At 72.3% G+C, this 20871-nt stretch carries 19 protein-coding genes, 1 tRNA gene and 1 pseudogene; 4 read left to right on the top strand and 17 right to left on the bottom strand.

What is annotated here, in order from left to right:
• Nucleotides 1-116 precede the first annotated feature (116 nt).
• From yajC to pgsA, 11 genes and pseudogenes are all read right to left on the bottom strand, one after another.
• On the bottom strand, nucleotides 117-638 hold the full coding sequence (yajC, locus tag IF37_RS0107155; RefSeq protein WP_030737941.1) for a preprotein translocase subunit YajC: 522 nt from the start codon (nucleotides 636-638) through the stop codon (nucleotides 117-119).
• A 176-nt stretch (nucleotides 639-814) separates the two neighbouring features.
• On the bottom strand, nucleotides 815-1885 hold the full coding sequence (ruvB, locus tag IF37_RS0107150; protein WP_030737939.1) for a Holliday junction branch migration DNA helicase RuvB: 1071 nt from the start codon (nucleotides 1883-1885) through the stop codon (nucleotides 815-817).
• A 38-nt stretch (nucleotides 1886-1923) separates the two neighbouring features.
• Complete coding sequence (ruvA, locus tag IF37_RS0107145) at nucleotides 1924-2529, bottom strand: Holliday junction branch migration protein RuvA (protein WP_030737936.1); 606 nt, start codon at nucleotides 2527-2529, stop codon at nucleotides 1924-1926.
• Complete coding sequence (ruvC, locus tag IF37_RS0107140; RefSeq protein ID WP_030737932.1) at nucleotides 2526-3065, bottom strand: crossover junction endodeoxyribonuclease RuvC; 540 nt, start codon at nucleotides 3063-3065, stop codon at nucleotides 2526-2528. The genes ruvA and ruvC overlap by 4 nt, the downstream gene beginning before the upstream one ends.
• 109 nt (nucleotides 3066-3174) lie before the next feature.
• On the bottom strand, nucleotides 3175-3927 hold the full coding sequence (locus tag IF37_RS0107135; protein WP_030737929.1) for a YebC/PmpR family DNA-binding transcriptional regulator: 753 nt from the start codon (nucleotides 3925-3927) through the stop codon (nucleotides 3175-3177).
• Nucleotides 3928-3975: 48 nt separating this feature from the next.
• The gene (gene pdxT / locus IF37_RS0107130; protein ID WP_030737926.1) at nucleotides 3976-4581 is read right to left on the bottom strand and encodes a pyridoxal 5'-phosphate synthase glutaminase subunit PdxT; all 606 of its coding nucleotides are present in this window, start codon (nucleotides 4579-4581) and stop codon (nucleotides 3976-3978) included.
• A gap of 21 nt (nucleotides 4582-4602) precedes the next feature.
• Nucleotides 4603-5508 carry a pyridoxal 5'-phosphate synthase lyase subunit PdxS gene (pdxS, locus tag IF37_RS0107125; RefSeq protein WP_030737923.1) on the bottom strand — a complete coding sequence of 302 codons (906 nt, stop codon included), beginning with the start codon at nucleotides 5506-5508 and terminating at the stop codon, nucleotides 4603-4605.
• Nucleotides 5509-5622: 114 nt separating this feature from the next.
• Nucleotides 5623-6165, bottom strand: coding sequence for a membrane protein (locus tag IF37_RS0107120; RefSeq protein ID WP_030737920.1), 543 nt, complete (start codon nucleotides 6163-6165; stop codon nucleotides 5623-5625).
• Between the two features lie 343 nt (nucleotides 6166-6508).
• Nucleotides 6509-7672, bottom strand: a complete 1164-nt coding sequence (locus IF37_RS0107115) for a glycosyltransferase family 4 protein (RefSeq protein ID WP_030737917.1) — start codon at nucleotides 7670-7672, stop codon at nucleotides 6509-6511.
• Entirely contained in the window at nucleotides 7669-8577 is a 909-nt protein-coding gene (locus IF37_RS0107110; protein WP_030737914.1) for a phosphatidylinositol mannoside acyltransferase, read from the bottom strand. The genes IF37_RS0107115 and IF37_RS0107110 overlap by 4 nt, the downstream gene beginning before the upstream one ends.
• Nucleotides 8574-9294: pseudogene (gene pgsA / locus IF37_RS0107105) on the bottom strand (phosphatidylinositol phosphate synthase). The gene IF37_RS0107110 and the pseudogene pgsA overlap by 4 nt, the downstream one beginning before the upstream one ends.
• A gap of 251 nt (nucleotides 9295-9545) precedes the next feature.
• On the opposite strand from pgsA, the gene IF37_RS0107100 reads away from it, so the two are divergent.
• Together IF37_RS0107100 and IF37_RS0107095 are read left to right on the top strand one after the other, a co-directional pair.
• Nucleotides 9546-11747: an elongation factor G-like protein EF-G2 gene (locus IF37_RS0107100; protein ID WP_030737909.1), complete on the top strand. Its 2202-nt coding sequence runs from the start codon at nucleotides 9546-9548 to the stop codon at nucleotides 11745-11747.
• Nucleotides 11748-11957: 210 nt separating this feature from the next.
• Nucleotides 11958-13604, top strand: coding sequence for a hypothetical protein (locus IF37_RS0107095; RefSeq protein ID WP_030737905.1), 1647 nt, complete (start codon nucleotides 11958-11960; stop codon nucleotides 13602-13604).
• A 47-nt stretch (nucleotides 13605-13651) separates the two neighbouring features.
• On the opposite strand, the gene IF37_RS0107090 is transcribed toward IF37_RS0107095, so the two are convergent.
• Nucleotides 13652-14209, bottom strand: coding sequence for an HIT domain-containing protein (locus IF37_RS0107090; protein ID WP_063886368.1), 558 nt, complete (start codon nucleotides 14207-14209; stop codon nucleotides 13652-13654).
• 67 nt (nucleotides 14210-14276) lie between these two features.
• Here IF37_RS0107090 and IF37_RS0107085 point away from each other — a divergent pair, with 67 nt between their 5' ends.
• Nucleotides 14277-14936: a potassium channel family protein gene (locus tag IF37_RS0107085; protein WP_030737899.1), complete on the top strand. Its 660-nt coding sequence runs from the start codon at nucleotides 14277-14279 to the stop codon at nucleotides 14934-14936.
• Between the two features lie 34 nt (nucleotides 14937-14970).
• Here IF37_RS0107085 and thrS read toward each other — a convergent pair whose 3' ends face one another.
• The 3 genes from thrS to IF37_RS0107070 form a co-directional block, all read right to left on the bottom strand.
• A complete protein-coding gene (gene thrS / locus IF37_RS0107080; RefSeq protein WP_030737895.1) occupies nucleotides 14971-16947 on the bottom strand; it encodes a threonine--tRNA ligase in 1977 nt (658 codons plus the stop codon).
• A 93-nt stretch (nucleotides 16948-17040) separates the two neighbouring features.
• Nucleotides 17041-18291 (bottom strand): hypothetical protein, encoded by a 1251-nt coding sequence (locus tag IF37_RS0107075; protein ID WP_030737892.1) that lies wholly within the window; start codon nucleotides 18289-18291, stop codon nucleotides 17041-17043.
• Entirely contained in the window at nucleotides 18288-18854 is a 567-nt protein-coding gene (locus tag IF37_RS0107070; protein WP_030737889.1) for a DUF4365 domain-containing protein, read from the bottom strand. The genes IF37_RS0107075 and IF37_RS0107070 overlap by 4 nt, the downstream gene beginning before the upstream one ends.
• A gap of 168 nt (nucleotides 18855-19022) precedes the next feature.
• On the opposite strand from IF37_RS0107070, the gene IF37_RS0107065 reads away from it, so the two are divergent.
• The gene (locus IF37_RS0107065; RefSeq protein ID WP_030737886.1) at nucleotides 19023-19748 is read left to right on the top strand and encodes a 3'-5' exonuclease; all 726 of its coding nucleotides are present in this window, start codon (nucleotides 19023-19025) and stop codon (nucleotides 19746-19748) included.
• A 49-nt stretch (nucleotides 19749-19797) separates the two neighbouring features.
• Here the strand turns inward: IF37_RS0107065 and IF37_RS0107060 are convergent.
• Together IF37_RS0107060 and IF37_RS0107055 are read right to left on the bottom strand one after the other, a co-directional pair.
• Nucleotides 19798-19869, bottom strand: a tRNA-Val gene (locus tag IF37_RS0107060).
• A 55-nt stretch (nucleotides 19870-19924) separates the two neighbouring features.
• Nucleotides 19925-20371, bottom strand: a complete 447-nt coding sequence (locus IF37_RS0107055) for an SRPBCC family protein (RefSeq protein ID WP_030737883.1) — start codon at nucleotides 20369-20371, stop codon at nucleotides 19925-19927.
• Between the last annotated feature and the right edge of the window lie 500 nt (nucleotides 20372-20871).

Below are 20871 nucleotides of genomic sequence, written 5' to 3'. Positions count from 1 at the left end.
CCGCGCCCGGTCGGCGCGGTCGGCCATGACATGGTGTCGGGTTCCCGTGCGGGAAACAGACGCGCCCGGAACACGCGGGGCGCCATCATGCCGCCGTCGCGCCTCCCGGGGCGTGACTACTTCGCGTCGGAGTCGCCGTCGGTCTTCTTCGACTCGTCCTCCGCCTTGGCCTCGGCGGCGGCCTTGTCCTCGGCGGCCTGGACGGCGTCCGCGCCGCGCTCGGCGGCGTCCTTCTTACCGAGGTCGATCTTGTCGTCGGAGGCGGCGGCAGCGGCGGGTCCGTCGGTCTCGTCGGTCTCGGTGAGGGAGGAGGCGTCGTCCGGGACGAGGCCGGCGTCGGACTTCAGGTCGTGCTCGATGCCGTGGACGATGCGGTTGTACTCGTCGTCGGTGAGGACGGCGCCGATGGAGTTCTTGGCAAAGAGGAGGTCGACGCCCGGCCCGGCGTCGAGGAGGACCGTGTCCTCGTTGACCTCCTTGACCGTCGCGTACATACCCCCGATCGTGCGGACACCGGAACCGGGCTGCATCTCGTTCCGCATCTGGGCGGCCTGCTGCTGCTTCTTCTTGGCCGAACGCGTCATCAGGAACATGGCCGCGATGAGCACGATGAACGGGAGAAGGGTATAGGCATTCACGGGACGGAATTTCCTTCGCGCGACCGCGCGGGTGAGCGGCCTGTTGATGGGGGTGTGGTCGGCGCCGCCCGCAAGGGCGGCATCGGCGGAGTCTAAGCGAGTCCGCTCGCATGGAACAACGCTCAGCATGGCACCTGGGTTCCTGCCGGGCCATCGTCCTCGCCGCCCGGCGGGCATCACGCCCCGAACAGGTCCGGTTGTCCGTTTCCCGTCGCCGCCGGACGCGGCGGGGTCAGGCCGAGGTGCGCCCATGCGGCGGGCGTGGCGACCCGGCCGCGCGGGGTGCGGGCGAGCAGTCCCTCCCGGACCAGGAACGGTTCGGCGACCTCCTCCACGGTCTCCCGCTCCTCCCCCACCGCGACGGCGAGGGTGGACAGGCCGACCGGGCCGCCGCCGAACAGCTTCAGCAGCGCCTCCAGGACGGCCCGGTCCAGCCGGTCGAGGCCGCGCGGGTCGACCTCGTAGACGGCGAGGGCGGCGGCGGCGATCTCGCGGGTGACCACTCCGTCGGCCCTGACCTGCGCGTAGTCACGGACGCGGCGCAGCAGGCGGTTGGCGATGCGGGGCGTGCCCCGGGAGCGGCCGGCGATCTCGGCGGCGCCGTCCGGCTCGATGCCGACGTCCAGCAGGTTCGCCGAGCGGTGCACGACGCGCTCCAGCTCGTGCGGTTCGTAGAACTCCATGTGCGCGGTGAAGCCGAAGCGGTCGCGCAGCGGCGGCGGCAGCAGGCCCGCGCGCGTGGTGGCGCCGACCAGCGTGAACGGCGGCAGCTCCAGCGGGATCGCGGTGGCGCCGGGACCCTTGCCGACGATGACGTCGACGCGGAAGTCCTCCATCGCCATGTACAGCATCTCCTCGGCGGGCCGGGACATGCGGTGGATCTCGTCGAGGAACAGCACCTCGCCCTCCTGGAGGGAGGAGAGGATCGCGGCGAGGTCGCCGGCGTGCTGGATGGCGGGGCCTGAGGTGATGCGGATGGGGGCGCCCATCTCGGCCGCGATGATCATCGACAGGGTGGTCTTGCCGAGGCCGGGGGCTCCGGAGAGCAGCACGTGGTCGGCGGTGGCGCCTCGCGCGCGTGCGGCGCGCAGGACCAGGTCGAGCTGTTCGCGGACCTTCTGCTGGCCGATGAACTCGCCGAGGTCCTTCGGGCGCAGGGCGGCCTCGACGGCCTGGTCCTCCCGGTCGGCGGCGGAGTCCACCAGCCGCTCGGGGGCCGGGCTGTCGGTCGAGTCGTCCCAGTTCATGTGTCTGCCTTACGACGGTACGGATCAGCGGGCTCGGGTCAGCGGGCTCGGTTCAGCGTCTGGAGGGCGGCCTTCAGCAGCTGGCCCACCTGCGGGGTGCCGCCGGCGGCCTCGGCCCGGGGCGCGACGGCGGTCACGGCCTCGTCGGCCTCGCGGGTGGCGTAGCCGAGGCCGATCAGGGCCGCGTGCAGCTGGTCGCGCCAGCCCTGGCTGACCGGCGCGCCGACGGCCGGGGCGCCGACGGGTTCGCCGAGCCGGTCCTTCAGTTCCAGGAGCAGCTTCTGGGCGCCTTTCTTGCCGATGCCGGGGACGGCGGTGAGGGCCTTCTCGTCGCCGGTGGCGACCGCGCGGCGCAGCGCGTCCGGGGCGTGCACGGCCAGCATGGCCTGGGCGAGGCGCGGGCCGACGCCGCTCGCGGTCTGGAGCAGCTCGAAGACCTGGCGCTCGTCGTCGTCGGCGAAGCCGTACAGGGTGAGGGAGTCCTCCCGGACGACGAGGGAGGTGTGCAGCTTGGCGGGCTGGCCGGTGCGCAGCGTCGACAGGGTGTTCGGCGTGCACTGGACGGCCATGCCGACGCCCCCGACCTCGACGACCGCGGTGTCGGGGGCGAGTGCGGCGACCGTGCCGCTGACGAAGGCGATCATGCCGTACGGCCTTTCGTTGCGTGGACTGCGTGCCGGGCGAGGGCCTGCTGGAGCCGGTTCTGGGCGGGGGCCCGCCAGATGTGGCAGATGGCGAGCGCGAGGGCGTCGGCGGCGTCGGCCGGCTTGGGTGGTGCGGCGAGCCGCAGCAGACGGGTGACCATCGCGCCCACCTGCGCCTTGTCCGCGCGTCCGCTGCCGGTGACGGCGGCCTTGACCTCGCTGGGGGTGTGCAGGGCGACGGGGATGCCGCGCCGGGCGGCGCACAGCATGGCGACGGCGCTGGCCTGGGCGGTGCCCATGACCGTGCGCACGTTGTGCTGGCTGAAGACGCGCTCGACGGCGACGAACTCGGGCCGGTGCTCGTCCAGCCACTGCTCGATGCCCTGTTCGACGGCGAGGAGACGGTGGCTGAGCTCCGCGTCGGCGGGGGTGCGGACGACCCCGACGCCGACCATGGTGAGCGGGCGGCCCGCGACCCCTTCCACGACCCCGACGCCGCACCGGGTCAGCCCGGGGTCCACCCCCAGTACGCGCACGCGCGCCCCCTCCGTTCGACAGCCTGTTCGTGCAGGCTATCGGGTGCCACTGACAGAGCGACGGGCCGACGGGCGTGTCTCCCGTCGGCCCGTTGGGCGAGCCGTCGCGTTACGCGTCGACCTTCTCCATGATCTCGTCGCTGACGTCGAAGTTGGCGAAGACGTTCTGCACGTCGTCGCTGTCCTCCAGCGCGTCGATGAGCTTGAAGATCTTCTTGGCGCCCTCCTCGTCCAGCTCGACCTGCATGGTCGGGACGAAGTTGGCCTCGGCGGAGTCGTAGTCGATGCCGGCCTCCTGGAGGGCGGTGCGGACCGCGACCAGGTCGGTGGCCTCGCTGACGACCTCGAAGGACTCACCGAGGTCGTTGACCTCCTCGGCACCGGCGTCCAGGACGGCGCCGAGGACGTCGTCCTCGGTCAGCTCGCCCTTGGGGACGATGATGACGCCCTTGCGGTTGAACAGGTACGACACCGAGCCGGGGTCGGCCATCGAGCCGCCGTTGCGGGTCATGGCGACGCGGACCTCGGAGGCGGCGCGGTTGCGGTTGTCGGTGAGGCACTCGATGAGCACCGCGACGCCGTTGGGGCCGTAGCCCTCGTACATGATCGTCTCGTAGTCGGCGCCGCCGGCCTCGAGACCACCGCCGCGCTGGATCGCGGAGTCGATGTTCTTGTTCGGGACCGACTGCTTCTTGGCCTTCTGGACGGCGTCGTAGAGCGTCGGGTTGCCTTCGACGTCGACGCCGCCCATCCGCGCCGCGACCTCGATGTTCTTGATCAGCTTCGCGAAGAGCTTGCCGCGCTTGGCGTCGATGACGGCCTTCTTGTGCTTCGTCGTGGCCCATTTAGAGTGGCCGGACATCTGCCTGTCTCCTTCGCGTAACCCATCTCTGTACGAACGGCAGAGATCCTACAAGGACTCTCGTGTCCGGTTGGCGCGCACCATGTCGACGAACAGGGAGTGCACGCGGTGGTCGCCGGTCAGCTCCGGGTGGAACGACGTGGCCAGCGCGTTGCCCTGGCGCACCGCCACGACGTGGCCGTCGTGCTCGGCGAGCACCTCGGTCGCGGCGCCGACGGACTCCACCCAGGGAGCGCGGATGAAGACGCCCTCCACAGGATCGCCCGGGACGCCCCGCACGTCGACCGCGGCCTCGAACGACTCGTTCTGCCGGCCGAAGGCGTTGCGGCGCACGATCATGTCGATGCCGCCGATGGTCTCCTGACCCGAGCGGGGGTCGAGGATCTTGTCGGCGAGCAGGATCATGCCGGCGCAGGTGCCGTAGACCGGCATACCGGCCCGCACGCGCGCGCGCAGGGGCTCCATCACGCCGAAGAGGACGGCCAGCTTGGAGATGGTGGTGGACTCGCCGCCGGGCAGGACGAGGCCGTCGACCTCGGCGAGTTCCTCGGGGCGCCGCACCTGCCTGGCCACGGCGTCGGCCGCGGCCAGGGCGATGAGGTGCTCCCGTACGTCGCCCTGGAGGGCCAGGACGCCTATGACAGGAGTGTTCATGGGGTGTCGTACCTGGGGGGGTTACCAGCCGCGGTTCGCGTAGCGCTCGGACTCGGGGAGGACGTCGCAGTTGATGCCGACCATGGCCTCGCCGAGGTTCCGGGACGCGTCCGCGATGATCTTCGGGTCGTCGTAGAAGGTGGTGGCCTTCACGATGGCGGCTGCGCGCTTGGCGGGGTCGCCGGACTTGAAGATGCCGGAGCCGACGAAGACGCCCTCGGCGCCGAGCTGACGCATCAGGGCGGCGTCGGCCGGGGTGGCCACGCCACCGGCGGAGAACAGCACCACCGGGAGCTTGCCCAGCTCGGCGACCTCCTTGACCAGCTCGTACGGGGCGCGCAGCTCCTTGGCGGCGGCGTACAGCTCGTGGTTGTCCAGACCGCGCAGGCGGGCGATGTCGCCCTTGATCTGGCGCAGGTGACGGACGGCCTCCACGACGTTGCCGGTGCCGGCCTCGCCCTTGGAGCGGATCATCGCGGCGCCCTCGGCGATACGGCGCAGGGCCTCGCCCAGGTTGGTCGCGCCGCACACGAACGGGGTGGTGAAGCCCCACTTGTCGGAGTGGTTGACCTCGTCGGCCGGGGTGAGCACCTCGGACTCGTCGATGAAGTCGACGCCGAGGGACTGGAGCACCTGGGCCTCGACGAAGTGGCCGATGCGGGACTTGGCCATGACCGGGATCGAGACGGCGTCGATGATGCCCTCGATCATGTCCGGGTCGGACATGCGGGCCACTCCGCCGTCCTTGCGGATGTCGGCCGGAACCCGCTCCAGGGCCATGACGGCGACGGCGCCCGCGTCCTCGGCGATCTTCGCCTGCTCCGGCGTGACGACGTCCATGATCACGCCGTTCTTGAGCTGCTCGGCCATACCGCGCTTCACGCGGTCGGTGCCGGTCTCGGGAGCCTGGTTCTCGGTGGTGGACACGGGTGACCTCACTGACGGTAAAGAGGGCTTCTGCACCGATGAGGAAACGCGAGCGGACCAGGCCACAGCAAGGGCCAATGGCGAGCCGGTGGCTCGTTTTGGTTCATCCGGCGTTCAGGAGACCCGCTCCACCAGGGCCGCGGGCGGCTCGTCGTCCATCTCTACGGCGAGCGGGAACGGGGCGTGACCGGCCAGCCGGAACCAGCGGACCTTGCGGTGCTCACGGAGCCTGCGGGCGGCGCCCACGGCGTCGTTGTGGAAACGGCGGGCCATCGGCACCCGGCGGACGGCCTCGGCCAGTTCCCGGGCCGCCTCCTCGCCGCCCGGGGCCTCGCGCACCGCCTCCACCTGCGCCGCTTCCTCGAAGACCGCCCGCAGCGCCTGGCTCAGCTCGCTCTCGGCGACCTCCCGCTGCTCCTCCTCGGCCTGCCGGGCCGCGTGCGCGGCCTCGTACAGCACGATCGAGGCGGCCGGGTCCAGCACGCCCGAGGTCGCCAGTTCCTGCGCCACCGAGGCCCGCCGCAGCAACTGGGCGTCGAGCGCGGCCCGGGCGGCGTCCATCCGCACGTGCAGCCGGTCCAGCCGCCCGGCCGTCCAGCTGAGGTACACGCCGACGGCGAGGAGCGCGACGAGGATCCAGATGAGGGTAGCGATCACGGCCGAAGGCTACCGGCCCCCACCGACCGGCCCTCACGGCACTCGGCACGGGCCGGGCGCGGGGCACCGGGGGCGTGGCCGAGTCGCCCCGGCCGGAAGTCCGCGCACCGGCCGGCACAGCGCCCGGGCGCCCACGCGGCACGGCGACGACCGGAAGAACGGACGGGGCGCGGGCGGAGGCGCGGACAGGTGGACGGACGGGAGACCGGAGACCTGCGGCGTCCCGAGGCGGACGGGAGCCCGGTACTCACGGTGGCCGGTGCCCGCGAGCCCGACGACGAAGGGACCCCGCACCGCGCCGGCCCGCCTCCCGGCGCCCGTCAGACGCCGGGAGGCGGGCCGGTCAGTCGCGGGCCAGGCCGAGGCGGGCCCGCAGGCCGGTCGTTCGCTCGTCCGCGGCGACCGCCGCCGCGCCGGCCGTGACCGTCTCGTAGACGGACAGGATGTCCGCACCCACCGTCGACCAGTCGAAGCGCCGTACGTGGGCGCTGCCGCGCTCGCGCAGTTCCGTCCGGCGCGCAGGGTCCTCCAGCAGCCGTACGGCCGCCTCGGCCAGCGCGTCGGCGTCCTCGTTGGCGAAGACCTCCCCGGCCTCGCCCTGGTCGAGGACCTGCACGAACGCGTCCAGGTCGGAGGCGAGCACGGGCGCGCCCGCCGACATCGCCTCGACCAGGATGATGCCGAAGCTCTCCCCGCCGGTGTTGGGCGCCACGTACAGGTCGACGCTGCGCAGGAAGCGCGCCTTGTCGGTGTCGCTGATCATGCCGAGGAACTCCACGCGCGCGCGCAGCTCCACGGGCAGGCCCTCGACGGCCGCCTCCTCGTCGCCGCGGCCGGCCACCAGCAGCCGGGTCCCCGGCCGGGCCGCCAGGATCCTCGGCAGGGCCTTCATCAGCACCGGCAGGCCCTTGCGGGGCTCGTCGATCCGGCCGATGAAGCCGATGGTTTCGCCCTGCCACTCCGGCCTGGGCTCGGCCTCGGCGAAGAAGTCCACGTCGACGCCGTTGGGGATGACCACCGCGTCCCCGCCCAGGTGCTCGACCAGCGTGCGGCGGGCGTACTCGCTGACCGCGATCCGCGCGCTGATCTTCTCCAGGGCGGCCTGGAGGATCGAGTAGGCGGCGATCATCGCGCGCGAGCGCGGGTTGGAGGTGTGGAAGGTGGCGACGATCGGGCCCTGCGCCGCCCAGCAGGTCAGCAGGCCCAGCGACGGCGAGGTCGGCTCGTGGATGTGCACCACGTCGAAGGCGCCGTCGTGCAGCCAGCGCCGCACCCTCGCGGCCGACAGGAACCCGAAGTTCAGCCGGGCCACCGAGCCGTTGTAGGGCACCGGGACCGCGCGGCCGGCCGAGACGACGTACGGGGGCAGCGGGGTGTCGTCGTCGGCGGGGGCGAGGACGGAGACGTCGTGGCCGAGACGGATGAAGTACTCGGCGAGGTCACGGATGTGGAACTGGACGCCACCGGGCACGTCCCAGGAGTACGGGCAGACGATCCCGATTCTCACGCGGGTCCCTTCGCGGGGTCGAGGTCGGCGAGCCACAGGCGCTGGAGCATGTGCCAGTCCTCGGGGTGGTCGGCGATCCCGGTGGCGAAGGCGTCGGCCAGGGCCTGCGTCATGACGGACGTCTTCTCCGTCCGGGTGCCCGACTCGGGTACCTCGACCGGGGGATGGACCCGGCCCTGCATGACGGGTGAGTCGTCGTACCAGAGGGTGACGGGCAGCAGCAGCGCGCCCGTCTGCTGGGCGAGCAGGGCCGGACCGGCGGGCATCCGGGCCGGCTCGCCGAAGAAGTCGACCTCCACGCCGGAGGCGGACAGGTCGCGGTCGGCGACCAGACAGACCAGGCCGCCGTCGCGCAGCCGCCGGGCCAGGGTGCCGAAGGCCGAGCCGCCGCTGTGCGGCAGCACCTCCATGCCCAGGCCCTCGCGGTAGGCGACGAACCGGTCGTAGAGCGTCTCCGGCTTCAGGCGCTCGGCGACCGTCGTGAACGGCGTCCGCAGCTCGGTGGTGACCCAGGCGCCGGCCAGGTCCCAGTTGGCCAGGTGCGGCAGGGCGAGGATCACACCCCGGCCGGAGGCCAGCCCGTCGGTCAGATGGTGCACGTCCTTCGGGTCGAAGCCCGTCCGCACCCGCTCGGCGCTCCAGGCCGGCAGCCGGAAGGACTCCATCCAGTAGCGCAGGTACGAGCGCATCCCCGCGCGGGACAGCTCCGCGAGCCGCTCCGGGCCGGCGCCGGGCACCACGCGCGCGTAGTTGGCCTCCAGCCGTCGGACGCCCTTGCCGCGCCGCTTCCAGGCGATGTCGGCGATGGTCTGCCCGAGGCGGACCGCCGCGGGCTCCGGGAGCTTCTTGACGGTGCTCCAGCCGAGGCCGTACAGCCCGTCGGTGAGCCGGTCGGCGGCGCTCACTGCGGGGCCCCGCTGGGGCTCGCCCCGGCCGCCGCCTCGGCCTGAGCCGACTCGCGGCGGACGGTGACGACCCGCTGGACGAGCGTGACGAGGCTGCCCGCGGCGACGATCCACAGCGCGATCGGCAGCAGCCACTGGATGCCCGGCACACCGAACTTGTGCAGGCCCGCGAAACCGGCCGCGACCAGCGAGATCACCAGCCGCTCGGCGCGCTCGACGAGCCCGTTGACGGCGACGGGGAGCCCGATCGACTCGCCGCGCGCCTTGGTGTACGACACCACCTGGCCGCTGGCCAGGCAGAAGATGGACACCGCGCACAGCACATTGTCGTCGCCGAGGCCCGCGTACCAGAGCGCGAAACCGCCGAAGATCGCGCCGTCGGCGACCCGGTCCAGGGTGGAGTCCAGGAAGGCGCCCCAGCGGCTGGAGCGGCCCAGCTGGCGGGCCATGTTGCCGTCGACCAGGTCGGAGAAGACGAACAGGGTGATCACCACCGTGCCCCAGAAGAACTCGCCCCTGGGGTAGAAGACCAGCGCCCCCGCCACCACACCGGCCGTGCCGATGAGCGTGACCGTGTCGGGGCTCACGCCCCGGCGGATGAGAAACGCGGCGAACGGGGTGAGGACACGCGTGAAAAATGCACGCGCGTACTTGTTCAGCATGGCCTTCCCGACGGTCGGTGACGCCGCGGCCCCTGCTGGCCGCCGGCTGGCCCATCGTAGCCACGCGCGCGCGTGGGCGGCGGGCGGGCACCCGCCACCGCGCCGCGAACCGGTGCGCACCGCCGTCCACGAGGCACGCGTGACGCCGGCGGTGTCCCGCGCGCACGGCCGGTAGTCCTTCGTATGGACGCGACGTGACGTGAGTGGAAAGCTCGAATAACCGCGGGCGTCGCCACAGCCGCCGCAACACGCGGTTTCGCGTGGTCCGCGCCCACAGTGACCTCACCGTGCACGGGAGGCAGGATCATGGGCGACAAGGCACAGTCACACCACCCCGGGGCCGCCGGCAGGGCTCTGGCGGCCGACCGACCCACCTCCGTACGGAACGTGGTGCTGGTCGGCCCCTCGGGCTCGGGGAAGACGACCCTGGTGGAGGCCCTCGCGCTGACCGCCGGGGCGGTGAACCGGGCGGGCCGCGTGGAGGACGGCGGCACGGTCTCCGACTACGACGACATCGAGCACCGGCAGCAGCGCTCGGTCCAGCTCTCCCTGGTGCCGGTCGCCTGGGACGGCATCAAGGTCAACATCCTGGACACCCCCGGGTACGCCGACTTCGTCGGGGAGCTGCGGGCCGGTCTGCGCGCCGCGGACGCGGCCCTCTTCGTCGTCTCGGCCTCCGACGGGGTCGACGGCTCGACCCGGATGGTGTGGGAGGAGTGCGCGGCCGTCGGCATGCCCCGCGCGATCGTGATCACCCACCTGGAGGCGGCGCGCGCCGACTTCGAGGAGATGACCCGGAACTGCGCGGAGGTCTTCGGCGGCGACGACCCCGACGCCGTGCTCCCCCTGTACCTGCCGCTGCGCGGACCGGAGGGCCCCGACGGGCACGCGCCCGTGACCGGGCTGGTCGGTCTGCTGACGCGGAAGCTGTTCGACTACTCGACCGGGGAACGCAAGGAGTCCGAGCCGGGCGAGGACCAGTTGCCGGACCTGGAGGAGGCCCGCAACCGGCTGATCGAGGGGATCATCGCGGAGAGCGAGGACGAGACCCTCATGGACCGGTACCTGGGCGGTGAACAGGTCGACGTCAAGACCCTCGTCGAGGATCTGGAGCGGGCCGTGGCGCGGGGTTCGTTCTTCCCCGTGCTGGCCGCCGCCCCCGCCGCCGAGGGCGCCCGGCAGGGCCTCGGCACGGTGGAGCTGCTGGAGCTGATCACCGGTGGTTTCCCGACGCCCTTCGAGCACCCGCTGCCCGGGGTGACCACGGTCGGCGGAGAGCGGCGCGAGCTGAAGCCGTGCGACACGGCCGGCCCGCTGGTCGCCGAGGTCGTGAAGACCTCCTCCGACCCCTACGTGGGCCGGATCTCCCTGGTCCGCGTCTTCTCCGGCACGCTGCGGCCGGACCAGGCCGTGCACGTCTCCGGGCGCGGCCTCGCCGACCGCGGGCACGAGGACCACGACGTCGACGAGAAGGTCGGCGCCCTGTCCATGGCCTTCGGCAAACAGCAGCGCCCGGTGACCCACGCCGTCGCCGGCGACCTGGTGTGCGTGTCCAAGCTGGGCCGCGCCGAGACCGGCGACACCCTGTCCGGCAAGGACGACCCGCTGCTGGTGGAGCCCTGGCAGATGCCCGACCCGCTGCTGCCGCTCGCCATCCAGGCGCACAGCAAGGCCGACGAGGACAAGCTGTCCCAGGGGCTGTCCCGGCTGGTCGCCGAGGATCCGACGATGCGCCTGGAGCAGAACCAGGACACCCACCAGGTGGTCCTGTGGTGCCTGGGCGAGGCGCACGCCGACGTCGCCCTGGAACGGCTGCGCAGCCGGTACGGCGTCCAGGTCGACGTCGTACCGCACCGGGTCTCCCTGCGCGAGACGTTCGCGCACAAGGCCGCCGGGCGCGGCCGGCACGTCAAGCAGTCCGGCGGCCACGGCCAGTACGCCATCTGCGAGATCGAGGTGGAGCCGCTTCCGAACGGCTCGGGCGTCGAGTTCGTGGACAAGGTGGTCGGCGGCGCGGTGCCCCGCCAGTTCATCCCGTCCGTCGAGAAGGGCGTACGGGCCCAGGCCGCCCGGGGGGTCGCCGCCGGCTATCCCCTGGTGGACGTGCGGATCACGCTGCTGGACGGCAAGGCGCACTCGGTGGACTCCTCCGACGCCGCCTTCCAGACGGCGGGCGCGCTGGCCCTGCGCGAGGCGGCGGCGGATACGAGGATCCATCTGCTGGAGCCGGTCGCCGAGGTGACCGTGCTGGTCGGCGACGACTACGTGGGCGCCGTGATGAGCGACCTCTCGAGCCGTCGGGGCCGGCTGCTCGGCACCGAACAGGTGGGCTCCGGGCGGACGTTGATCCGTGCCGAGGTGCCCGAGTTCGAGATCGGCCGGTACGCCGTCGACCTGCGCTCGCTCTCGCACGGCACGGCCCGGTTCGACCGCGCGTACGCCCGGCACGAGCCGATGCCCCCGCAGATCGCCGAACGCATCCGCGAACAGGCCGGGGACGAGGGGTAGTACGGGAGCGCGAACCGGCGCGCGGGCGGGCGGCTTCGGCCGTCCGCCCGCGGACTGTCGGTGCCTGCCGATACGCTGATCACCTGATCGCGTGGTGCCGCAACCGTCCGGCAGTGGGCCGGTGTCGGCATGACGTTGGGTCCAACAGGTGTGCGGAGCAAGGAAGTCGGGAAGGCCGCAGGAACGGCACCGGCGGCGATAGGGGCGGGAATGTCGTTTGGCACGGAGTGGGACGGGCCCCAGGTGCCCGTCTCGGGCGACGAGGGGCAGGCGGCGACCGCCGCGCTGGCCTCCGCGGCGTACCGGGACAGCCCGATCGAGGAGATCAAGAAGGCCGACAACGAGTGGCACCAGTCGACCGTGAAGGCCGGGCGGCTGAAGCTGTTCCGGCCCAACCTCGGCGAGGCGTTCTCCCGGGCCCTGGTGGACCGGATGCTGGCCCCCGGCCGCAAGCCGCTCATCCAGTCCTTCGGCGCCGAACCGCAGTTCGTGGTGGAACACGCCCTGGCCGCCAACAACATCCGCCGGGAGCGCGACAACCGCCTGACCACCATCACGGTCGTCTGCGGTCTGCTCTTCCTGCCGGGCATGCTCGGCTGGCTGCTCGTCTTCCAGCTGCGCACCTTCGTCGCCAAGCGCGACGACAAGCGGGCCGGGACGCTGGCCACCGCGCTGCTCCTGGGCGTCGGCCTGCTCGCCGCGCTGTTCCTGATCAAGATGCCGTTCTCCGGCTTCTGGGCGTGGTACGCCCGCGCGTCCGTCGTCGTCCCCGTGCTCGGCTGGTTCTGGGCCAAACGGATCTGCGAGCGCACCGCCCAGGACCTGCGGGCCCGCTGGGACGGCCTGCTCTCCGGCAGCAACGTCGGCGCCAAGATCCCGGAGGCCGTGCCGCGCGGTCCCGGCCACACCGCCGCCGAGGACCTGCGCCAGTCACTGGCCCGGCTCAGCGCCGAGCAGCAGTCCAACTCCGTCTTCTACGCCGGCCCCAAGGGCATACTCGGCATGGGCACCCGCTGGGGTGCCTGGCAGCTCGCCGAGGAGCTGAAGCCCGCCGACCCGGGCCGGGAGATCCACCCGTTCCGCAGCTGGGACGTGGTGCGCGCGATCCACGACCAGCTCACCCTGCTGGAGCGCGGCCCGCTGAACACGGGCGGCTTCCCCAAGCCGTCGATACGGCACTGGATCGTCACGCCGATCGGCGAGAAGGCCGGGGCGGTGTCCCGGCCCGAGGGCACCGATGTCGAGGCGTTCCAGATCAAGCCGCACGCCATACAGGAGATCTGCAACAAGCAGCAGTTCGGCAGCGGCGACCGGCACTACCTGGGCGTGCAGTGGACGCTCTGGGACGGGCAGCTGGTGCTCACCATGCTGATCACCGTCACCGTGCTGCACGAGACGCTGCGCATCGAGGTCACCGGGCACGCGCTGGGGCCGGTGAACCCGCTCTTCCACAGCAAGCCGGAGGCGCCGAGCAAGCAGGTCACCAAGTCGTTGAAGCCGTGGGAGACCCGCACGGTCAAGCTGCCGCTGGTCCCCACCGACGAGGTGGTGCGCCTCGCCGTACGGGCCCCGCTGATCTGGTACCCGCCGCTGCTGAACTGGCTGGGCGGCTCCCTCGGCCTGCCCGAGCCGTTCGGACTCCGGCACGCCTGGGCCGACCAGCCGTGGCGCCACCGCTTCATGGCGGACGACGCGCTGCGCGCGGCCACGCCGGTGCTGCGGGTGGTGCACTCGGCCGCGATCAAGGTGCTGGCGGAGAACGGCGTGGACACCGAGAAGTTCGGCGCCCGCTCGGCGTTCCTCAGCGGCAACGTCCAGGACCCGACGCCGAGGAAGGCGGACGTCTACGACGCGTGAGCGAACGCGTGGGACCGGGTGCCCTCGGCGGAGGGCACCCGTGAGGCTCAGGCCGGCCAGGCTTCGGCCAGCATCTTCCTGGTGTCGGCCAGCAGCTGCGGCAGCACCTTGGTGTGGCCCACGACCGGCATGAAGTTCGTGTCCCCGCCCCAGCGCGGGACGATGTGCTGGTGCAGGTGGGCGGCGATGCCGGCGCCCGCGACCGTGCCCTGGTTCATGCCGATGTTGAAACCGTGCGCGCCGGACGCGGTGCGCAGGGCCGTCATCGCCTGCTTGGTCAGCTCCGCCAGCTCGGCGGTCTCCTGCCCGGTCAGGTCGGTGTAGTCGGCCACGTGCCGGTACGGCACGGTCATCAGGTGGCCGCCGTTGTACGGGTAGAGGTTGAGGACGGCGTACACGTGCTCGCCGCGCCGAATGATCAGCCCGTCCTCGTCCGACTTGGCCGGGATCGAGCAGAAGGGGCAGCCGTCGTCGGCCCCCGGGCCGGTCGGCTTGTTCTCGCCCTGGATGTAGGCCATCCGGTGAGGTGTCCACAGACGCTGGAACGCGTCCTGGGTCCCCACTCCGATCTGCTGCTCCGGCTCACTCGTCATGCTAGGCAGCATATGGCGTCACCCCCGCCCGGCGTGTCGCCGGGGCGGCCTCGCCGCGTTCTCCCGCCAAGCTTGGCCGGTGGACGACGACAGCCGCACCCGACGCTGGGAGAGTTCCATGGACCTCCCGCTCGCCCTGGCCTCCCTGATCTACCTCGCCTCCTACGCGGTGCACGTCCTGGCGCCCGGTCTGCCCACGCCGGTGCACCTCGCGCTCCAGTCGGTCCAGGGCCTCACCTGGGCGCTGTTCGTACTCGACTACGCGGTGCGCTGGCGGCTCAGCGGCATGGGGCCGCGGTTCGTGCCGCGGCACTGGCTGGACACGGTGGTCGTCCTGCTGCCCCTGATGCGGCCGGTGCGCAGCGTGCGGACGCAGGAGCTGGTGGAGCGCCGGCACGGCCGCTCACGGCTGCCCCTGCACCTCCGCGTGATCGTGTACACCGGGCTCTCGACGCTGCTGCTGGGCTTCGCCGGCTCGCTCACGGTGTTCCAGCTGGAGCGGGACGCCCCGGACGCCACGATCCGGACCTTCGGCGACGCGGTGTGGTGGACCTGTTCGACCCTGTCGACCGTCGGCTACGGCGACGTGGTGCCGGTGACGCCCTGGGGCCGGACGGTCGCCGTGGGCCTGATGGCCTGTGGTATCGCGCTGCTCGGCACGGTGACGGGGGCGTTCTCGTCACTGATGCTGCACCGGTTCTCCCGGGAGGGGGACGAGCCAAGGCCCCCGGGACCGTGATCCCGGGGGCCTTGGCTCGGACGGCTGGGACGGCTCAGACCTGGGCCCGCTCCGCCACGACCTCCGCGATCTTCGCGAGGGCCTCGTCGAACGGGATGCCGTTCTCCTGGGAGCCGTCGCGGTAGCGGAAGGAGACCGAGTTGTTCGACATGTCCTCATCGCCGACGATGACCATGAACGGCACCTTCTGCTTCTGCGCGTTCCTGATCTTCTTCTGCATGCGGTCGGAGGAGGAGTCGACCTCGACGCGCAGGCCCTTCTTCCTGGCCGCGGCGGCGAACTTCTCCAGGTACTCCACGTGCGCGTCGCCGATCGGGATGCCGATCGCCTGGACGGGGGCCAGCCACGCCGGGAAGGCGCCCGCGTAGTGCTCCAGCAGGACGGCGAAGAACCGCTCGATGGAGCCGAACAGCGCGCGGTGGATCATGACCGGGCGCTGCTTGGAGCCGTCCGGGCCGGTGTACTCCAGGTTGAAGCGCTCGGGCAGGTTGAAGTCGAGCTGGATGGTCGACATCTGCCAGGTCCGCCCGATCGCGTCCTTGGCCTGGACGGAGATCTTCGGGCCGTAGAAGGCGGCGCCGCCCGGGTCGGGGACCAGGGGCAGACCCTGCTTCTCGGCGACCTGGCGCAGGGTCTCGGTCGCCTCCTCCCAGACCTCGTCGGAGCCGACGAACTTCTCCGGGTCCTTGGTGGACAGCTCCAGGTAGAAGTCGGTCAGGCCGTAGTCGCGCAGCAGGCCGAGGACGAAGGTGAGCGTCTTGTCCAGCTCCTCGGACATCTGCTCACGGGTGCAGTAGATGTGCGCGTCGTCCTGCGTGAAGCCGCGGGCACGGGTGAGGCCGTGCACGACGCCCGACTTCTCGTACCGGTACACGGTCCCGAACTCGAACAGGCGCAGCGGCAGTTCGCGGTAGGAACGGCCGCGCGCGTCGAAGATCAGGTTGTGCATCGGGCAGTTCATGGGCTTGAGGTAGTAGTCCACGCCCTCGTCGAGCTGCATGGGCGGGTACATGCCGTCGGCGTACCAGTCCAGGTGCCCGGACGTCTCGAAGAGCTTCCCCTTCGTCGCGTGCGGGGTGTAGACGAACTCGTAGCCCTCTTCCTCGTGGCGGCGGCGCGAGTAGTCCTCCATGACCCGGCGGACGATGCCGCCCTTGGGGTGGAAGACGGCGAGGCCGGAGCCGATCTGCTCGGGGATGGAGAAGAGGTCCAGCTCGCTGCCGAGCTTGCGGTGGTCGCGCTTCTCGGCCTCGGCGAGGAAGTCGAGGTACGCCTTCAGCTCGTCCTTGGACGGCCACGCGGTGCCGTAGATGCGCTGGAGCATCGGGTTCTTCTCGCTGCCGCGCCAGTAGGCGGCGGCGTTGCGCATCAGCTTGAACGCCGGGATGAGCCGGGTGGAGGGCAGGTGCGGACCGCGGCAGAGGTCCTTCCAGCACAGCTCGCCGGTCTTGGCGTCCAGGTTGTCGTAGATCGTCAGCTCGCCGGCGCCGACCTCGACGTCCGCGCCGTCGTCGTGCGAGGCCGAGCCCTTGAGGCCGATCAGCTCCAGCTTGTACGGCTCGTCGGCCAGCTCCTCGCGGGCGGCGTCGTCGGTGACGACACGGCGGGCGAACTTCTGCCCGCGCTTCTGGATCTCCTGCATCTTCTTCTCGATGGCCTTGAGATCCTCGGGCGTGAACGGCTTCTCGACGTCGAAGTCGTAGTAGAAGCCGTCCTTGACCGGCGGGCCGATGCCCAGCTTGGCCTCGGGGAAGAGCTCCTGCACGGCCTGCGCCATGACGTGCGCGGTGGAGTGGCGCAGGATGCCCAGGCCGTCCTCGGACGAGATCTCGACGCCCTCGACCTCGTCGCCGTCGGACAGTGCGTACGCGAGGTCCTTCAGCTCGCCGCCCACGCGCGCGGCGATGATCGAGCGCTCGCCCGCGAAGAGGTCGGCGGCCGTAGTGCCCGTCGTCACCACGCGTTCTTCCCGCTCGGAATCGCGTTGGATGATCACACGGACGTCTGACACCGGTCTCTCCTGACTGAAGGTGGGGTGCGGCGCCATACCAGGAGCGCGCGCACAGGCGATCGTACCGACCCGACGGCGCCGACCGCGAAACGGTTACCGACAGTCCCCGGTCCCGTACTCTCCCGGCTCGCCGTCGCCGCACGCCTCCCCCGCGTAGCCGAGGTCCTCCCGGAGGGCCTTCATCAGCCGGTCCCGTTCGGAGTCGTCCACTCGTACGGGGATGACCCCGCGGGCGCCGGTGAGCCTGCGGAAGCCTCCCCGGCGCTCCAGCCGGCCGTGCACGCGGACCGGGACGCCGGCGAGGTGGGCGTGCCCGGCGATGCGGTAGTCCTCCTCGCCGAGGGTGACGCGCAGGTGCGGGACCTCGGCGCCGGCCAGGACGCGCAGGCGTACGGTGCCCTCGCCGCCGGGCCCGGCGCGGTGCATGCGCACGACGGTGCCGGTGACGCGGACCGGTACGGAGGGTTCGTCGCGGAGGTAGCGGGCGGCGGCCTCGCGGAGCACGGGCAGGTCGCCGGGGGAGAACTCGACGGGTTCGGCCGAGGGGGCGCAGCCGTCGGGGACGGCGGCGCCGGGTGCCCAGGCGACGGCGACGCGGGCGCCCTCCGTGCCCCGCACGAGCGCGGTCAGCGCCTCGGTCAGCTCGCGGCTGACGCCGGCCTCGACGGCCGCGTCGAAGGCGTCCATGCCGCCGGCGGCCCGCTGGTAGTCGATCGCCTCGCGGGTCGCGTGCAGGGCCTGGTGGAGACGGACGGCGAGGGGGCGCGCGGCGGGCGCGGGCACGAAGGCGGTGAGGGTGCGGCCTCCGGCGGCGGGGCCGAGGAGGACGTCTTCAAGGAGGGCCGCGGCGGGGCGGCGGTGGCGGGCGCCGTGGTAGCCGGCCCGCGCGCGGGTCGCGAGGGCGGCGGCGAGCAGCATCCGCCGGGCGGCGCCGCGCAGGTGGTCGTCGGCGGTCCAGGGGGCGGCGCCGGCGGGTCCGTCCGGGGTGTCGCGCCACCAGCGGATCTCGTCGCTGGGCACGGCGAGGGAGATCAGCACCTCGCGGGCGGCGGGGGCGCCGCTGCGGCCGAGGGCGTCGAGGGCCTCGCCGAGCAGGTCGTCGCTGTCGGGGAAGGCGCGGCTCTCGGGGACGAGCAGGCTGGTCGCGCCGCCGCCCGGGCCGGGCGGGGTCCACCGGCCGTAGCGTCCGGCCGGTCCGCCGCGCCGCTGCCAGCCGTGCCGGCGCAGCAGGGCGCCGAACACGGCGGGGTCGACGTCGGCGGGCCGCGGCGGCCGGTGCCAGGCCGGGTCGCCGGGGTGCGGCCCAAGCCGCCGTACCGGCTCCTCGTGGGGACGATCCCTCATGGTCTGCCTCCCGTCCCGACCCGCGTCATGATCTCGCACAGGGCCCGGTCGTCGAAGATGCGTGAGGTCGGTATGCGCACGGTGGTCCGGTGCCGGCCGGTGACGGCCCGGCCGGCGAGGTTGACCCAGTAGCAGCAGTGCCTGAGGTCGAGCCGGTCGTGGCCGGCCCGCAGCCAGTCGTCCCGCGAGCGCGGCACCAGCATGACGACCAGGATCTTGTGCACCGAGACGGGGGTGCGGGCGAGCTTGCGCAGGTGGTCGTTGTCGAGGGTGAAGGAGAAGGAGCGCCCGGGCGGGTGGGGGGCGATCTGGTAGGTGGCCTTCAGCTGCACCTTGATGGTGACCTCGTCGTCGACGGTGTGGCCGGGCGCGCTGTGGCTGACGTGCCAGTCGATGCCGTTGTCCGGGAAGGGTTGGGACAGCGAGCAGCCGGCCGCGGCGGCGACCGCGTGCAGATAGCCGACCTGCAACGTCTCCATGCAGGCGGTGGTGGCGAGCGTGCCGCGAAGGGGGCCCGGGCGGTCGGGCGGCAGCCCGCTCCGCTCGGGCTGCGCCATGGCCATGACCAAGAGCCTTCCAAGCAATGGGTGTCTCCGCTGCGGGCCGCTGAACTGCAAAGACCCGTACTCCTGTTGTCTCCGCCCGGCGTACGGCGCAAACGGCCCGGGTATCACCAAACAGGCAGAAGACGGAACGTCATCTGCCGTGGCGGAGCGAGGAGTTGGGATGCGATGACGACCTGGTACGAAGGGCCGCTGGCCGCCTTCGACACGGAGACGACGGGCGTCGACGTCGAGACCGACCGGATCGTGTCGGCCGCCGTCGCAGTCCAGGACGCGCCGGGGACCCGGCCCCGGGTGTCGCGCTGGCTGGTGAACCCGGGCGTCCCGGTGCCGGAGGCGGCGACGGCGGTGCACGGGCTGACGGAGGAGCACCTCCAGCACAACGGGCGGTGGCCGGCCCCGGTGATGTACGAGATAGCGGAGCAGCTGGCGGAGCACGCGACGCTGGGCCGCCCGCTGGTGGTGATGAACGCGCCGTTCGATCTGACGCTGCTGGACCGGGAGTTGCGCCGGCACCGGGCGTCGCCGCTGGACCGCTGGTTCCCGTCGGCGCCGCTGCGGGTGCTGGACCCGCGGGTGCTGGACAAGCACCTGGACCGGTACCGCAAGGGCCGCCGCACGCTGACCGACCTGTGCGCGCACTACGGCGTCGCGCTGGACAGCGCGCATGACGCGGCGGCGGACGCGCTGGCCGCGCTGGAGGTCGTACGGGCGTTGGGCCGCCGTTTCGCGACCCGGCTGGAGCGCCTGTCCCCCGCCGAGTTGCACACGCTCCAGGTGGACTGGCACGCGGCGCAGGCACGCGGGCTCCAGGCGTGGTTCGCGCGCAGCGGCTCGGAGGAGACGGTCTGCACGGAGTGGCCGCTGCGGCCGGAGCTGCCGGCGGCGGCGTGAACGGGATGGCAAGAAGGCCGACCCGCTGCTGCGGACCGGCCTTTCCCGGTGGGCGATACTGGGTTCGAACCAGTGACCTCTTCGGTGTGAACGAAGCGCTCTCCCACTGAGCTAATCGCCCGGGAACGCACTGAACAATACAGGTCCGGGCGCCGTTCCTTCAAACCGCCGCCGGATCAGGGCGCTGCCAGCCGACGGCGCAGCCCGCGCCGCCCGGAGCGCATCATCAGCCGGTGGTTGGCCCGGAAGACCGGCCGCCCGGGGACGGCGAGCCGCCTGAGCAGGGGCTTGCGCACCTCGACCTCCTGGTCGTACCGGGCGAGGGCGCCGGTGCCGTCGGCGGTGACCGTCCAGCGGGCCCAGCCGTCGATGTCGCCGGACAGGACGGTCTCCAGAACGCGCGCGCCGGGGTCGCGGCGCGTTCCGCGCGCGGTGAAGGTCAGGGCGTAGGGCAGCAGGGAGCGGATGGTGAGGATGCCGGTGTCCTCGTCCAGCCGGGTCACCGAGCGCACCTGCGGCCACCAGCGGGGGTACTCCTCGGCCCGCTCCAGCACCGCGTACACGTCGGCCGGCGGCGCGGGCAGGGACCACAGACTGCGGAAGCGGTAGTGGTTCCAGTCCATGGGACGAGTGTGGCGCGGCCGGGCGCGGAGATCCGCACAGGGTGCCCACGCGCCGCGCGCCGGGTCACCCTCGCGGGGCGCGTGCCGCCACTCCGTCAGTTCTCCCTCGGTGCAGGCGAGTGCGCCGTCGGCGCGGAACACCTTCGCCGTTCCGCCGGGGTAATTCCGGCCCGTACCCGGCGTGGCCAGCGGTGCGTGGAATTCCTCGCTTGTCGTACTTCCGGAGGAAAGTGACGGCGTTTTGGAAAACCTCCGGCGCATTTCCGTCCGCGACCGGCATCCGGAACTCCTGCCGGAGCGACGGGTAAGCAGCGACGGGTAAGCACGGAAGTCCGCCGGAAGCGGCCGGCGGGCCGGACGAGGTGCCGGGTGGGCGGGGACCCCAGCCGGTCCAGGGCCCCGGGACCCGTGCGGCAGCAGCACCGGGGTCGCCACCGCCCTGCTCGGTGAGGGGGTGCGGCCAGGGAGGGGAGGGGCACGGCGGGCAGGCCGGGGGCGGA

The sequence above is a fragment of the Streptomyces sp. NRRL S-31 genome, assembly GCF_000718775.1.
GTDB lineage: Bacteria > Actinomycetota > Actinomycetes > Streptomycetales > Streptomycetaceae > Streptomyces.
Note: the sequence above shows the minus strand (reverse complement) of the source record. Positions and strands in the feature narration are given on the sequence as shown.